Annotated in this window: 12 protein-coding genes and 1 pseudogene; 4 read left to right on the forward strand and 9 right to left on the reverse strand. The window is 34.4% G+C overall.

Translation table 11 applies throughout. The features are described from left to right. Positions 1–97 precede the first annotated feature (97 nt). The 3 genes from A3SG_RS0109615 to corA form a co-directional block, all read right to left on the reverse strand. Entirely contained in the window at positions 98–1,282 is a 1,185-nt protein-coding gene (locus A3SG_RS0109615; RefSeq protein ID WP_016989812.1) for an acetate/propionate family kinase, read from the reverse strand. Positions 1,283–1,378: 96 nt separating this feature from the next. After that, positions 1,379–3,472 (reverse strand): phosphate acetyltransferase, encoded by a 2,094-nt coding sequence (gene pta / locus A3SG_RS0109620; RefSeq protein ID WP_016989813.1) that lies wholly within the window; start codon positions 3,470–3,472, stop codon positions 1,379–1,381. Positions 3,473–3,582: 110 nt separating this feature from the next. After that, entirely contained in the window at positions 3,583–4,653 is a 1,071-nt protein-coding gene (gene corA / locus A3SG_RS0109625; protein WP_016989814.1) for a magnesium/cobalt transporter CorA, read from the reverse strand. Positions 4,654–4,999: 346 nt separating this feature from the next. Between corA and A3SG_RS0109630 the strand changes: the two genes are divergently transcribed. Next, positions 5,000–7,540, forward strand: coding sequence for a zinc-dependent metalloprotease (locus A3SG_RS0109630; RefSeq protein WP_198008511.1), 2,541 nt, complete (start codon positions 5,000–5,002; stop codon positions 7,538–7,540). Between the two features lie 483 nt (positions 7,541–8,023). On the opposite strand, the gene A3SG_RS0109635 is transcribed toward A3SG_RS0109630, so the two are convergent. Further along, entirely contained in the window at positions 8,024–8,749 is a 726-nt protein-coding gene (locus tag A3SG_RS0109635; RefSeq protein WP_016989817.1) for a bacteriorhodopsin-like, read from the reverse strand. Between the two features lie 114 nt (positions 8,750–8,863). On the opposite strand from A3SG_RS0109635, the pseudogene A3SG_RS0109640 reads away from it, so the two are divergent. Beyond that, positions 8,864–9,764 (forward strand): annotated as a pseudogene (locus A3SG_RS0109640) (Brp/Blh family beta-carotene 15,15'-dioxygenase). A 79-nt stretch (positions 9,765–9,843) separates the two neighbouring features. On the opposite strand, the gene dnaK reads toward A3SG_RS0109640, so the two are convergent. The 5 genes from dnaK to A3SG_RS19585 form a co-directional block, all read right to left on the reverse strand. Next, on the reverse strand, positions 9,844–11,727 hold the full coding sequence (gene dnaK / locus A3SG_RS0109645) for a molecular chaperone DnaK (protein ID WP_016989818.1): 1,884 nt from the start codon (positions 11,725–11,727) through the stop codon (positions 9,844–9,846). 334 nt (positions 11,728–12,061) lie between these two features. Beyond that, on the reverse strand, positions 12,062–12,346 hold the full coding sequence (locus A3SG_RS20785; RefSeq protein WP_016989819.1) for a hypothetical protein: 285 nt from the start codon (positions 12,344–12,346) through the stop codon (positions 12,062–12,064). A 48-nt stretch (positions 12,347–12,394) separates the two neighbouring features. After that, a complete protein-coding gene (locus A3SG_RS20790; protein WP_016989820.1) occupies positions 12,395–12,649 on the reverse strand; it encodes a nucleotidyl transferase AbiEii/AbiGii toxin family protein in 255 nt (84 codons plus the stop codon). Between the two features lie 89 nt (positions 12,650–12,738). Further along, on the reverse strand, positions 12,739–12,864 hold the full coding sequence (locus A3SG_RS23125) for a DUF6922 domain-containing protein (protein WP_410500994.1): 126 nt from the start codon (positions 12,862–12,864) through the stop codon (positions 12,739–12,741). Between the two features lie 3 nt (positions 12,865–12,867). After that, a complete protein-coding gene (locus A3SG_RS19585; RefSeq protein ID WP_016989821.1) occupies positions 12,868–13,170 on the reverse strand; it encodes a transcriptional regulator in 303 nt (100 codons plus the stop codon). A gap of 202 nt (positions 13,171–13,372) precedes the next feature. Here A3SG_RS19585 and A3SG_RS0109660 point away from each other — a divergent pair, with 202 nt between their 5' ends. After that, positions 13,373–14,062, forward strand: a complete 690-nt coding sequence (locus A3SG_RS0109660; RefSeq protein ID WP_016989822.1) for a DUF2461 domain-containing protein — start codon at positions 13,373–13,375, stop codon at positions 14,060–14,062. 226 nt (positions 14,063–14,288) lie between these two features. Then, positions 14,289–14,678 (forward strand): DUF1398 domain-containing protein, encoded by a 390-nt coding sequence (locus A3SG_RS0109665; RefSeq protein ID WP_016989823.1) that lies wholly within the window; start codon positions 14,289–14,291, stop codon positions 14,676–14,678. Positions 14,679–14,770 lie beyond the last annotated feature (92 nt).

Below are 14,770 nucleotides of genomic sequence, written 5' to 3' on the forward strand. Positions count from 1 at the left end.
CAAGAAGTTTTAATTTCCAAATATAATCAGATTTATTCGATATCGAGCATAAAAAAAGCCTCTCAATAGAGAAGCCTTTTCCAAGATAAGTGTTGTACTACTTTAATAGAAGATCATAAACTTGATTGGCAATTTCCATTTCTTCATTAGTTGGAATCACCATAATTTTAGTTCTAGAATTTACTGTGCTAATTTCTCGCATTTCTTTGGATCTTATTTCGTTCTTAACATCATCCAATTCCATTCCAAAATAATTCATATCAGTACACACTAATTTCCTGATATAAGAGGAATTCTCCCCAATTCCTGCGGTAAAAATAATGGCGTCTACGCCATTCATCACTGCCGTATAAGAACCTATTAATTTTTTAATTCGGTATGCATTCATATCTAGTGCTAATTGACATACTGCATTCCCCTCTTCAGCTTGTAATTCTATTTCTCTTAAATCACTAAAACCGGTAAGTCCCAGCATTCCGCTCTCTTTAAGCAATAGATTATTTACTTCTTCTAAAGAATATCCCAGCGTATTGACCATATAAAATACGATAGAATGATCTATATCGCCGCTTCTTGTTCCCATAATAAGTCCGTTAGATGGTGCAAAACCCAAACTGTGGTCGATACTAATACCGTCTTTAATCGCTGTCATACTGCAACCGTTCCCTAAGTGAATTGTTATAATTTTATCGCTTTTATCTAAATATTCTCTAGCTCTTTCTGAAACGTATTTATGACTTGTTCCATGAAAACCATATACCCTAATGTTGTTTTCTGATAAAAATTTATTGGGAATTGCATATTTATGAGCGATTACAGGAATTGTTTGATGAAAAGCAGTGTCAAAAACAGCCATTTGTTGAGCTGATGTAAAAATACCGGAAGCAACATGAATTCCTTCCAAATTCGCTGGATTGTGGAGCGGTGCCAACTGAAAAAGCTCTGTTATTTTTTCTTCTACCATTTGATCAACATGCACTGGATTAGAGAAACTAGCGCCACCATGAACGACACGATGTCCAACAACATCTATCTCTTGCGTACTTTTGATTACACCACTATTTCCCTCCATTAATAACGCTGCAATCTTTTCTAATCCTATCTTATGGTTAGTGATAGGCATGCTTTGCGCTATAGAATCAGTATTCGTTTTATACGTGATATTTGAAGTGTCTAATCCAATCCTGTCAATCATACCGCTGCAAATGACCTCTCTTGCCGGCATTTCTATTAATTGAAATTTTATAGAGGAACTTCCTGAATTTATTATAACTATTTTCATTTTATTTGTTTTCTTCACCACTTCCCTCTCTAAAATAGAGAGAGACTGGGTGAATCTTGTTTGTGTTTACTATTTTATTTAGAACTTGAACTTTTTTTACAAGCCTTGTGCTTGAATTGCTGTGATTACTACCGTATTTATAATATCATCGACCGTGCAGCCGCGGCTTAAGTCGTTTACGGGTTTGTTCAACCCTTGCAGCATTGGGCCAATAGCCAGTGCTCCGGTTTCTCTTTGAACCGCCTTGTAGGTGTTGTTTCCAGTATTTAAATCAGGAAAAATAAGGACACTTGCTTGTCCCGCAACCTCAGAATTTGGCATTTTACTTTGCCCTACTTCCATATCTACTGCTGCGTCGTATTGTATAGGTCCTTCAATTTTTAAATCAGGACGTTTTTTTCTCACAATTTCGGTGGCAGTTCTTACCTTATCCACTTCATCGCCTTTCCCTGACGCTCCAGAAGAATAAGACAGCATCGCTATTTTTGGTTCTATGCCAAAGGCTAGACTAGAGTCAGCAGAAGAAATAGCTATTTCCGCTAGTTGTTCCGCAGTAGGGTTTGGGTTTATGGCACAATCGCCAAAAACAGAAACGCGATCTTCTAAGCACATAAAAAAGATCGAAGAGACTACAGATGAATTGGGTTTTGTTTTAATAAATTGTAACGCCGGTAAAATCGTATGTTGCGTTGTGTGGGCTGCTCCAGAAACCATTCCGTCTGCATGGCCTTTATAGACCATCATTGTTCCAAAATAGGCCCCGTCTTCCATTAAATCTTTGGCCATTCCCAAGGTTACATTTTTATTCTTGCGTAACTCGTAATAAGTGTTTACATAATCTTCATAATACTCGGATTTAATCGGACTGATAATTTTTACTTTCGAAAAGTCAAAAGTAATGCCCAATTCAACTACCTTACCTTCTATTTGTTTTTTACTTCCAAGGATAGTAATATCGACGACATCCATGGATAATAATCGTGAAGTAGCAATAATGATTCTGTCATCATTCCCTTCTGGAAGAATAATATGCTTTCTGTGTTTTTTAGCCCTTTTCACAAGGTTGTACTGAAACATTTTTGGAGTCATCCCTTCTGCCTCAAAAGAACTTAATTTTTTAGTTAAATTATCTAAGTCGACATATTTCTCAAAAGTATTTATTGAAGTCTCTATTTTCTGCTTATTATCAGCATAAATCTTAGCCTTGATATCCCCAATTTTATTAGTAATATTATAGGTCCCGCCTTCGACAGAAATAATAGGAACAATACTAGTCAACCCTTCAATTAACATTAGGATACTGTCATCTGGTACTATATTACCTGTCAACACTATGCCTGAGATCTCAGGATAATTTGCAGATTCATTAGCTTGCAATGCACCCAATATAATATCAGCACGATCACCGGGGGTAATCACAAGCGCTTTTTCCTTGAGGTGTAACAAGTAGTTGCGCAATTGCATGGCTCCAACACTATAATTGCCAATTTCATTATTTAAGAATTCTGCGCCGAATAATACTTTACCATCGAGTTCATCCACAATTTCTTTAATGGTAGGGTTGTTCAAGCTGGGAACTAAAGGAATAGCGTTTACTAGGATTTCCGTTGGTAAGCTGGAACGTAATCCATTCGTTACTAATTTAATATTCGCGTTTTGTACTTTATTAGCAATGATTGCCAGCACTTCGACGTCCTTAACTTTAAAAGAATCGTAAGCCAAGTAAAGACTATCTACTAATTCCTCTAATGTTTTTCCAACACCAGAACCGACAATAATCGTGGGAATCCCAAGGTTTTTAGCGATAAGAACATTCATATCGAGTTCGATTACCGTGCCTTCTCCACTAAAGCTGGTTCCCTCAACTAAAACAAAATCAAATCGCTCTTCTAGTCGTTTGTATTTATCAATGATCAAATCTAAGACCTCGCCTATTTTACCTTTATTTTTCTTTTTGATCAACTTGCTTTTTGTAATTGCAAATGCATCCTCAAATGCAATATCTAATCCAAAATGGGAGATTACGGTTTCAATATGGTTGTCCAATTTACCATCTTCAAAATCCTCTATTATTGGTCGGAAATAGCCCACTTTAGCCGTCTTTCCAATCAACATACTCATTAAACCTAAAGTAATGATAGATTTCCCGCTATTGTGTTCAGAGGTCGCTATATATATGGCTTTGTTCATTATACTTGTTTTTTGATATTATTTCGAATTCGACTTAAATACGGTTTATTTCGTAAATTACTACTATTCTGACTATTTCTATTGTTTATTCTCTTTATTCTTTGCTTCAATCAAAACCACTTTCGCTTTCTAAAATAAAACAGCATAATAATCCCTATTAGAACCATAACCCCGATGACAGTATAATATCCATTTTCATATTGAAGTTCCGGCATATACTGGAAATTCATTCCATAAACACCTGCAATAAATGTTAAGGGTATGAATATCGCCGATACAATGGTTAATGTCTTCATAATCTCATTCATTTTATGGGACTGCGAAGAAAAAAAGAAATTAGAAGCGCTTTCTAACGTCCCCATGTCAGAGTCTATCTGCTCTAAAAGTTCTAAACTTTTTTGATGCAATCTAGAATAGTAGCTGAATGTTTCTACTTCTATTACTTTAAAGTCTTCATCTTCTTTAAGACTTTTAATCGCATACAAGGAATCGCGAAGCGGAATAATGGACCGTTTTAAAAAATTGAAATTATCTCTATGTTTTTCAATTCGTTCCAGAATCTTGGGATCAGCACTACTCTTGGACAGTACAATCAATTCTTCTACTTTATCTTCCTCATTCTCAATTGTAACGTAGAAATTTTCCATAATAGCATCCAAAAGAAGGTAGAGCAAAAAATCAGCTTTTTTTGAACGAACAATACCAGAATGGTTTCTGATTCGCTCTCTTATATGGGTAAAAAAATCACTTCTTTTTTCCTGAAATGAAATCAAAACCCCTCCTTTTATCAAAAAACTGATCTGTTCCACACTGATGTTATCGGAATCCTCTGTAGGTAACATCGACTTTATATTAAAAAATAAAGTATCTGAAAACTCTTCTACTTTAGTCCTTCTGGTCGTATTTAATATATCCGAAAGCAAAAAATTATCTATTTTAAAAAAGCCTCCTATCGCTTCAATAATTTCAATTTCATTTAAGCCATGAAGATTAATCCAATTGGTTTTTTTGACATCGATTCCAGTCTTAAAATCCGAAATTTCAAAATCATCATATTCTGTATAATCCAACTCGTCGTATACAAACAGCTGCATCTCTGACTCGAACTTTTTATGGCTACCGGTGTACTCCAGCTGATTTACTGATGCTTTCCGGCTTTTTTTAAATTTAATTTTCCTCATATAAAATATTATATACAGTAATAGTACAAAAAGTTTTTCTCAACTGCCGCTCCTTATCCCTTTTACAGTTCCTAAACTTAAAAACACTTTATTAAACCTTATTTCAGAACAAAAATAAGAATAAATAACGTTTTATTTTATGATAAAAATCAACATCTACCCTTAAGAAAAGGAGAAATGTTAATTTTAATAAATTATAGATCGAAATGATATTTTGTTCAGAATTTAGAGATAAATTTGAAACTTAATAGTAGATAAAGCAAACAGGCTACCGTTTATCTACTAAAACTAATTATTAACAACTGTAAGTATTACTACATGAATTAAAAAAAAACTAACCTTAATTATTTTCTGTCTATTCCTTTTTTCAGCTCAAGAAACATTTGCTCAAAGTAAGAAAAAAAGAAAAGCAGCTAAAGAAGCTGCTGCCAAAGTAGAAGCCAAAGGCAGCGACACCAAAAAAGAACCCAAGCCGTACAAAAAAGTTATTGATTCTACCGCAGTAACGCAAAGAGGACTAATTGATGTTCATAAAATGGATAACAAATATCTCTTTGAAATTCCTGATTCCATTTTAGGAAGTGAGATGATGACTATAACTCGATATTCCAAAACTCCTGCCGGAGGAGGGATTTTTGGTGGTGAAGAAATCAACAGGCAAGTAGTTCGTTGGGAAAAAGGGTTAAATAAAAATATTCTCCTTCGATCTATCACTTATGTCATCATGTCTCCGGATGAAGACAAGCCAATGGCTCAAGCTGTTAAAAACTCTACTTCAGACCCAATTATTGGCAATTATGATGTATTAGCATATAAAAAAGATGAATCAGGAAAAATTACTGGTTATGTAGTCGATTTATCGACAACTTTTGATGCTGACGTTCAAACCTTCTCATTAGATCCTATAAAGAAACAATTACTAAACATTCAAACGTTTCAAAAGGATAAGTCATTCATCTCAAAGGTAAGTAGTTACCCCATAAATACTGAAGTTAGAAGCGTAAAAACCTTTACGACTACAGCCCCAAAAATCAATACGACTCCAACACCTAAAATTGGAGTGGATTTACCTTCGGCCTTAGATGCTGGCGTAATCACTGTAGAAATAAATACTTCCATGATCTTATTGCCTAAAAAACCGATGCGTAAGAGAGAGTTTGATGCACGAGTGGGGTATTTTTCTAATAAGTATGATGTTTTTAAAGAGGAGTCTCAAAAATCAGAGACCAAAGTATTTGCGGTACGGTGGCGTTTAGAGCCAAAATCTGATGAAGATGCCCAAAAACAAAAAATGGGAGAATTAATTGAACCTTTGAAACCGATTGTGTATTATATTGATCCAGCTACTCCGGAGAAATGGAAAAAATCTATCAAACAAGGAATTGACGATTGGCAAGTTGCTTTTGAAGGTGCTGGTTGGAAAAATGCAATACGTGGCGAATACTGGCCCGAAAATGATCCAACGATGAGCTTAGAAGATGCTCGTTTTTCTGTTTTACGATATTTTGCAGCTGACATTCAAAATGCATATGGCCCTAATGTTCATGATCCTAGAACTGGAGAAATCTTAGAAAGCCACATTGGATGGTACCATAACATTATGAGTCTTTTAAGAAACTGGTATATGATTCAAACCGCTGCCGTAGACCCAGCCGCAAGAGCCAAGAAATATGATGACAAATTAATGGGAGAATTAATTCGTTTTGTCTCTTCCCATGAGGTAGGACATACATTAGGATTGCGTCACAATATGGGTGCCAGTTCTGCAACTCCTGTTGAAAAATTGAGAGACAAAGAATATCAAGAAAAAAACGGACATACTTCTTCTATCATGGATTATGCACGGTTCAATTATGTTGCACAACCAGAGGATAGCGTAACTGCTTTATTCCCTAGAATTGGAGATTATGATAAGTGGGCTATTAAATGGGGATATTCCTATTTTGAAGATACCAAAGATGAAGCACAAGAAAAAGCAATGTTGAACGAAATGACTAAGGAAGCTTATAAAAATAATCGTTTGTGGTTTGGATCTGAATCAAGCCCTTATGATCCAAGATACCAAACTGAAGACCTTGGAGATAATGCAATGAGAGCTTCTGAGTATGGTATTAAAAACCTTAAAAGAATTCTTCCCAATTTATTAGAGTGGTCTAAGGAAGATGGCGAAAGCTATGCTGAATTAGACGAGCTTTATGGCGCACTTACAGGACAGTTTAGAAGATATATGGGCCACGTTACTAAAAATGTAGGTGGGATCTATGATTCACCTAAAACGTATGACATGAAAGGGAATCAGTTTGTAGTTGTACCAAAAAGCATCCAAAAAGATGCTGTAGCATTCCTGAACACACAATTGTTTACCACTCCAACTTGGTTATTGAATGAAGTTATTCTTTCGAAAATAAAACCCGAGAATGGTGTTGAAGCTATCAAAGGAATGCAAGATGCGACCTTAAACAGCTTATTAGCTGGAGATCGCATGGTTCGACTTTTAGAAACCTCTGTTGAAAGTAAGAATAATTATTCTGTTGACGAATTAATAACTGATTTGAGAAAAGGGATTTTTTCTGAGTTAAACGGAAACGGTGCTATAGATATGTATCGAAGAAACGTACAAAAACTGTATGTAGACAAGTTGATTGAGTTACTTAAACCAGGCACTACAACCGTTAGGGCAGTTCCAGTAGGAACTACATCTGGTTTTACGACACGGAAAGTAAATTTAGCCCAAACTGACTTACCTTCTATCGCTAGAGGTCAACTTCTAAATTTAAAGAATGATTTAAAAATATCTACTTCCAGTATATCAGATAAAATGAGTAAATATCATCTACTCGATTTGATAAACAGAATCAGTGAAGCTTTAGATCCAAAATCAAGATAGCTACTTAGTACATAACTGCTAAACAGTACATTATTATTACAAGCAAAAAGGCTGTTCGAAAATTAATTTTCGGATAGCCTTTTTAATTATAAAACTACTTATATCAATTTTTGTGAAACATAAAATAGAGATTATGCGACAAATTCAAGTATCATTCGATTCATAAGGAATAATAATTTCAGTTGTAGTTAGTTGATTTAAGTTACAAGCCATCAATCCGTAAATGAATAGCCTAAACAGCAAAAAAATCCATAATACGGAGTGTTACGATATCGCTTGTCTATTCAATGTTGGTTAATTACATTATTCAGTTTTTATATTAGACCGGTATAAAATTAAGCTACTGAATAGCAGTCAAAGAATAAAGCAACGTAATACAAAGAGGCTACCCTTCATTGGACATCCTCCTCTTTATTTAAATTCCATAAAAAAACCGAACTATTTCTAGCTCGGCTTCAGTGAACAAATAAAATTGTTTTTTTATTAGTTAGTCTGTGATTTTACAGCAAGAGTATAGATTACTAATCCAAACCCGATTTTGTTGATAGCATCAGCGATGTTGTAAACTGCATCAACGCTTCCTTTACCTACAATACCTGTGTACCATCCATCAGTTCCCAACATGTAACCTAACGGGTAGATTGCCCATCCTACAAGTACGAACCAACATAAAATTTTGTGCGCAGCAAGTGTATTTCCACCGGCAGCTTTTGCCAATTTAGCAGCCTCACCAATCCATATTTCATATACAATTAAGAAATAAGCAACACCTGAAGCGAATCCCCAAGCTGCCGCGTTACCAGGATCAACGACCTCACCCCAGTAACCTGTAACTAGCATCACAAGAGAGTAAATAATCATTTTCCATAACAAAGACTGCTTAGCCCCTGCAACTTTCAAGATTAAGTAAAACTCAAGACACATTAATGGCACCGTCAATACCCAGTCAACATAACGGAAAAAAGTAGGCGATTCACCGAAACTTGCCCAATAATCTCTCATATAGAAATAATGAATTGCGGCAATAAAAGTAATCAAACCTGAAACCAACACTGAAGTACGCCATTTTTTGTCAAACTGGCTCAGCGATAAAAAGAAAAATGCAGATGCGGCCATCATAGCCATACATCCTACGAAGAAAGTAAAACCTACGTAATCAGTAGGAGATAACTTTGCGACCATTCCTGAAATAAACATAAAATTTGTCATAGTTAAAAATTAAGGTTAAATTTTTTTTTGTTCAGGTAAATATAAGAATAGTTAGACAAACAAAATGTTTTTTGTTCAACTATTTTTTCCTAATTTTCAATAAAATATTTCAACATGCTTAAATATACAAACATTGCAATCATAGCAAGCTTTTTCTGCCTGTGGCTCAACTCTTTCTTACCTAAAGAGGTTCAAATAATCGTTGGATTTTCACTGATTTTTACCTTCGGAATCCTACACGGTGCTAATGATTTGCTTTTAATTAAGAATACAAACGATTCTGAAAATAGTATTTCCTTTACAAAAGTTCTACTCTATTATATTCTTGTAGTTCTCGCCGGCTTATTATTATTCTATTTGATCCCAATAGTTGCTTTGCTTCTTTTTATTTTAGTTAGTGCGTTTCACTTTGGAGACCAACAAGGTTTGTATTTAGATTTAAAAGTATCAAAATACCTATTGACTTTCTATCCTTTTATTTACGGGATCGTTATACTCTTCTTGTTGTTTTTCTTTCATGCCACTGAAGTTGAAGAAATAATAACTGAAATTATACGATTTGAACTACCTTATTACTACATCAACGAAATCTTCATCACTAGCCTATTCTTATTTATAGGTATGAGTGGTTATTTCTATTGGAAATTTAAATCGATTAGACAAAAAATACGTGTCGAATTTATTTTTTCTATTTGTTTTTGCAATCATATTCAAAACTTCCAGTTTAATATGGGGATTTGCGATCTACTTTATTATATGGCATAGCATTCCTTCTATTTTAGACCAAATTAAATTTATTTATGGATCTTTTTCTTTTAGCTATTTTATATCCTATTGCAAGAACGCCTTTTTGTATTGGTTGGCTTCATTAATAGGTATCGCACTTCTATATTTCCTGTTTAGAGATAAGGAAATCTTTAATGCTATATTTTTCTCATTTCTTGCAGCAATCACATTTCCCCATGTTTTAGTAATATTAAAAATGATGCATCAAAGAGATTCAAAAATTGCATAAAAAAAACCGAGCTATAACTAGCTCGGTTCTTTTTAATATGTAGTAGAGATACACCATAGTGTATCTCTACAGGAAATAATTATTTTACTTCTTCATAATCTACATCTTGAACATCATCTCCTTGAGCTTCACCTTCTGGTTTAGCTTCATCTTGACCTTGTTCTCCTTTAGCGTACATTGCTTCAGTAGCGGTTTTCCAAGCAGCGTTGATATTATCTAATGCAGTTTGAATTGCAGGAATGTCTTGAGACTGGTGAGCCATTCTCAATTCAGTTAATGCATATTCTACAGCTACTTTGTTTTCATCAGATAATTTCTCACCTAATTCTTTCAATTGAGTTTCAGTTTGGAAGATCATTCCATCTGCTTCGTTCAATTTTTCAGCTCTTTCTCTTGAAACTTTATCAGCATCAGCATTAGCTTCTGCATCTTTTTTCATTTTCTCGATTTCTTCAGCTGTTAATCCAGATGAAGCTTCGATACGAATGTCATGCGATTTACCTGTTCCTTTATCAGTTGCAGAAACTTTGATGATACCATTAGCATCAATATCAAAAGTTACTTCAATTTGTGGAACCCCTCTTGGTGCTGGTGGTAAACCATCTAAATGGAAACGACCAATTGTTTTGTTATCAGTAGCCATTGCCCTAGCTCCTTGCAATACGTGAATTTCAACTGTTGGTTGAGAATCTGCAGCAGTAGAGAATACTTGTGATTTCTTTGTTGGAATAGTAGTATTAGATTCGATAAGAACTGTCATTACACCACCCATAGTTTCGATACCTAAAGATAAAGGTGTAACGTCAAGTAACAATACATCTTTTACATCTCCAGAAAGAACTCCACCTTGAATAGCTGCTCCAATTGCAACAACTTCATCAGGGTTAACTCCTTTAGACGCTTTTTTACCGAAGAATTTCTCTACTTCGTCAGCGATTTTTGGCATACGAGTAGAACCTCCTACAAGGATCACTTCGTCGATATCAGAGACAGATAAACCTGCATCTTTCAACGCCTTAGCAACTGGTGCCATAGAACGTTTTACTAATGCGTCAGTTAATTGCTCAAATTTAGATCTTGATAATTTTTTAACCAAGTGCTTTGGTCCTGAAGCTGTAGCCGTTACGTAAGGTAAGTTGATTTCAGTTTCAGTAGAAGAAGACAATTCAATTTTTGCTTTTTCAGCAGCTTCTTTCAAGCGTTGCAAAGACATTGGGTCTAAACGTAAGTCAATATCTTCAGTAGCTTTAAATTCGTCAGCTAACCAGTCAATAATTTCATGGTCAAAATCATCTCCACCAAGGTGAGTATCACCGTTTGTAGACAATACTTCAAAAACTCCATCTCCTAATTCAAGAACAGAGATATCAAATGTACCTCCACCTAAATCATAAACAGCAATTTTTTGATCTTTTCCTTTTTTATCTAAACCGTAAGCTAAAGCTGCAGCTGTAGGCTCGTTGATAATACGCATTACTTTAAGACCTGCGATTTCACCAGCTTCTTTAGTTGCTTGACGTTGCGCGTCATTAAAGTAAGCAGGAACAGTAATAACTGCCTCAGTAACTGTTTGACCTAAATAGTCTTCTGCAGTTTTTTTCATTTTTTGAAGTGTCATTGCTGACAATTCTTGTGCAGTATATAAACGACCATCAATATCAACACGTGGTGTATTGTTGTCCCCTTTTACTACTTTGTAAGAAACTCTTTTTGCTTCGTTTGTAATTTCAGCAAAGGAATGCCCCATAAAACGTTTAATAGAAGCAATTGTTTTGGTAGGATTTGTTACCGCTTGTCTTTTTGCAGGATCTCCCACTTTAATCTCTCCACCTTCAACAAAAGCGATGATAGATGGTGTCGTTCTTCTTCCTTCTGCATTAGGGATAACAACTGCTTCGTTACCTTCCATTACAGAGACACAAGAGTTTGTCGTACCTAAATCAATTCCGATTATTTTACCCATTTTTATTTATATTTAATTATAGTGTATACTTATTTTAATGACTCCTCCTGCTTAAGTCAATCACTATGCCAATACAATAGGGTCCTATAAAATGGCAGTTTTTGTTAAAATGGCGGAAAATACTCTGCCAAGATGACATTTTGAATTTACTGCCATAGCTTAATTAGAACGAAGAGTTATCATTCTTGGCTTATTGGCTAGGAGCTTTTCCCGCTCTCCGCTGTATTCCCGATAAATAAAAACCACGGCTTGAAAAAAGCCTTTTTTTCTAAATCGGGAGATGCCGCTGCTATCGGGGCTTGGGAATTTGTGGTTTCACTTTGCTGTAACAGATTTAAGAACTTTTATTAACTCCCACAACAAAATCCAATTTGATAAGTTCCCAAGATTTATCTAAAAAGCATATCAGATCAAAATCAGCATCAGCCAATTCAAAATTTACAAATTGAGGCTTAATAGTGGAGCAATTACTAGAAGGATAGCGTTGTTCATAAAACAAAATCATTTCATCAATAGTTACTTTGTCAAGGTAATAGTGTAAGTTCCAAAAATCTTTCTTTCTACCTCCTCTCAAAACGACATCGGGTTTCATAGCGATAATTTCGTTTTCAGAAGCCATTCGAACACGCTCTTTATCAATGCTCTCAAAGATAAATTCATCTGTTTACTATAAATCGATTTTTACAAAGTCTTCCTTTGAATTCCCAACATCAAAAAAAGTTCCAAATGCAACATCATCAAGATTTCTAGAGCTGCAATATGGGTATTTATTTTCAAGAAAACTCCTGATTCCCTTAAAGTCAATTGAACCATAGTCCGCCGCTGTAAACAAATCAATATCTACCGACATTCTGTGACCGATTTGTAAACTCAAAGAAGTTCCTCCAACCAATCTAAAAGGAGCAAATAAATCTTCTTCCATCAAATCAATTACAACTTTTTAAGCAATGGTGAAACTGTATTCCAATACATAAGCTATCTTGTTAGTCGTTCAGGATTCAATAGATTAATTTAAGAAACTTCCTCTTTCCCATAAAAACGTATAATTTCTTCTTGATCTATTTTATTACCGTAAGCAAAAACGCGTTTCACAATCGAAACTTTCGTCAATTTCCAATCGATTCTATCAAAAGTAATGTCCTAAAATACTTCTTTTCTAAATTTTGAAAGATCTGGCTTATAACTACTATCCCTCTTGGCTTCCTTTATGCCATAAAAAACTTGAAGAGTCATCAAGAACCCTTCTTCAAATTCTAGCTTCTCCTCTAATTTAAGCGATAAATCAGCATTCATTTTCCTACTGCCCTTTATAATAGCGCCACGAGTTTGAGGATGCTCATCAATAGAAAGCGCAAATTGCCTTTTATTGATGTTCCTTTTCTGCAATTCTCGCTCTACCATTTTCCCAGGGTGAATTCCTTTTATGATATCAATCTTTTTCATACTGCAGATGTAAACAATTTTGTTTATCTATTTTTTAATGTGATATTCAAATACTTGGAAAAATTAGAACGAAACCTTTTATTCCAAAAACAACAAGAAAACTTTAACCTCATCTATTTCTACTACTTAAAAAAGTTACTTAAATTTGGATCTTACTCTTTCAACTCAAAGTAAACTTGAAAAATATCCGATAAATTAAAAAATGGAAAACCCCACTATCGCATCTAGCAGTCTTACTTTTTTAAAGCACTTAGAAAACAATAACAATCGAGAATGGTTTGCTGAAAATAAGGACACTTATATTTTGGCACAAAACAATATCATTACTTTTGCAGATCAGTTAATAATACTAATGAGCTCACATGATGCTATAGAGACCATATCTGGAAAAAAAAGTCTCTATCGTATTTATAAAGATGTTCGTTTTAGTAAAGACAAATCTCCTTACAAACCACGATTTGCAATAGGTTTAAAAAGAGCAACTAACTTAAAAAGAGGAGGTTATTATTTGAATATACAGCCTGGTAATAATTTTCTAGCCTGTGGTTTTTTCTCTCCTAATCCGGATGACCTGAAAAGAATAAGAAAGGATATGGAACTAAACCATTCAGAATGGCGCAAAATTTTAAACTCAAAATCAATAAGGGATAATTTCGTTGCGTTATCTGGTGCTAAAGTTCCAACGTCTCCTCGAGGATTCGCCAAAGACCATGAAGCCATCGATTTAATTCGGCACAAACAATTTATCCTAAGACATAATTTTACAGATCAAGAAGTCATCGACTCTCAATTTGTTTATAAAATAAACGAAATGTTTAAAACGGTACGACCCTTTTTTGACTACATGAGTTTTGTTCTTAGCACTGATTTAAATGGAGAGACTAGAGTTTAAATCGGTATTAGGTCCGCTAGTGCCAAAACATTTTTGTAAAATTTAAGTAACCTTTTTTATTAAACCTCTATTCTCCTAACGTTTTATAATCACTAACAAATCCCCTTATTTAACCTTTGGTAATTTTACAAATTTGCGTTTAAAAAAAGTCAAAAATAAATCTATAAATTCTCAATTATCGTATTTTAAACTATATTTGAACACTCAGAAAATAAAACTAAAAAATATGTTTACCCTAGAACAAATCAAACAAGCACATGATAAAGTACAAACGGGTGCTGATTTTCCAAATTACATTCAAGAATTAATCGACTTAGGTGTAAAAGGATATGATACCATTATTAAAGACGGCCGTGTTGCTTATTATGGCAGTAATGACGATTCCGTAAGCACAGATAAAAAATACAATGATATTAAGATTACTTCAACTGCAAATAAAGAACGTTTTATTGAGTTTCTGGTCATGCATCAAGACGGGCAAACCGATTACTTTACTTTTTGCCAACAAGCAGCTCAATCTGGAATCGCTAAATCACGCATAGACATTATCGAAATGACCTGTACTTATTTTGATACCTCCGGTAACGCCATTGTAATCGAAAAAATACCAAGTTAATTACCTGCCTTTACTACACGTAATCCTTCCATTTTAAAATAGTGATTTTTCACATTCATACAACACCTAAAAAAAATAAGACATAAAANAAA

The sequence above is a fragment of the Flavobacterium sp. ACAM 123 genome, assembly GCF_000264055.1.
Classification (GTDB): domain Bacteria; phylum Bacteroidota; class Bacteroidia; order Flavobacteriales; family Flavobacteriaceae; genus Flavobacterium.

Excerpts from the sequence above, each read along its gene's own strand:
- A3SG_RS0109615 (WP_016989812.1), bottom strand. The coding sequence starts at position 1,282 with ATGAAAATAGTTATAATAAATTCAGGAAGTTCCTCTATAAAATTTCAA.
- pta (WP_016989813.1), bottom strand. The coding sequence starts at position 3,472 with ATGAACAAAGCCATATATATAGCGACCTCTGAACACAATAGCGGGAAA.
- corA (WP_016989814.1), bottom strand. The coding sequence starts at position 4,653 with ATGAGGAAAATTAAATTTAAAAAAAGCCGGAAAGCATCAGTAAATCAG.
- A3SG_RS0109635 (WP_016989817.1), bottom strand. The coding sequence starts at position 8,749 with ATGACAAATTTTATGTTTATTTCAGGAATGGTCGCAAAGTTATCTCCT.
- dnaK (WP_016989818.1), bottom strand. The coding sequence starts at position 11,727 with ATGGGTAAAATAATCGGAATTGATTTAGGTACGACAAACTCTTGTGTC.
- A3SG_RS20785 (WP_016989819.1), bottom strand. The coding sequence starts at position 12,346 with ATGGCTTCTGAAAACGAAATTATCGCTATGAAACCCGATGTCGTTTTG.
- A3SG_RS20790 (WP_016989820.1), bottom strand. The coding sequence starts at position 12,649 with ATGGAAGAAGATTTATTTGCTCCTTTTAGATTGGTTGGAGGAACTTCT.
- A3SG_RS19585 (WP_016989821.1), bottom strand. The coding sequence starts at position 13,170 with ATGAAAAAGATTGATATCATAAAAGGAATTCACCCTGGGAAAATGGTA.
- A3SG_RS0109660 (WP_016989822.1), top strand. The coding sequence starts at position 13,373 with ATGGAAAACCCCACTATCGCATCTAGCAGTCTTACTTTTTTAAAGCAC.
- A3SG_RS0109665 (WP_016989823.1), top strand. The coding sequence starts at position 14,289 with ATGTTTACCCTAGAACAAATCAAACAAGCACATGATAAAGTACAAACG.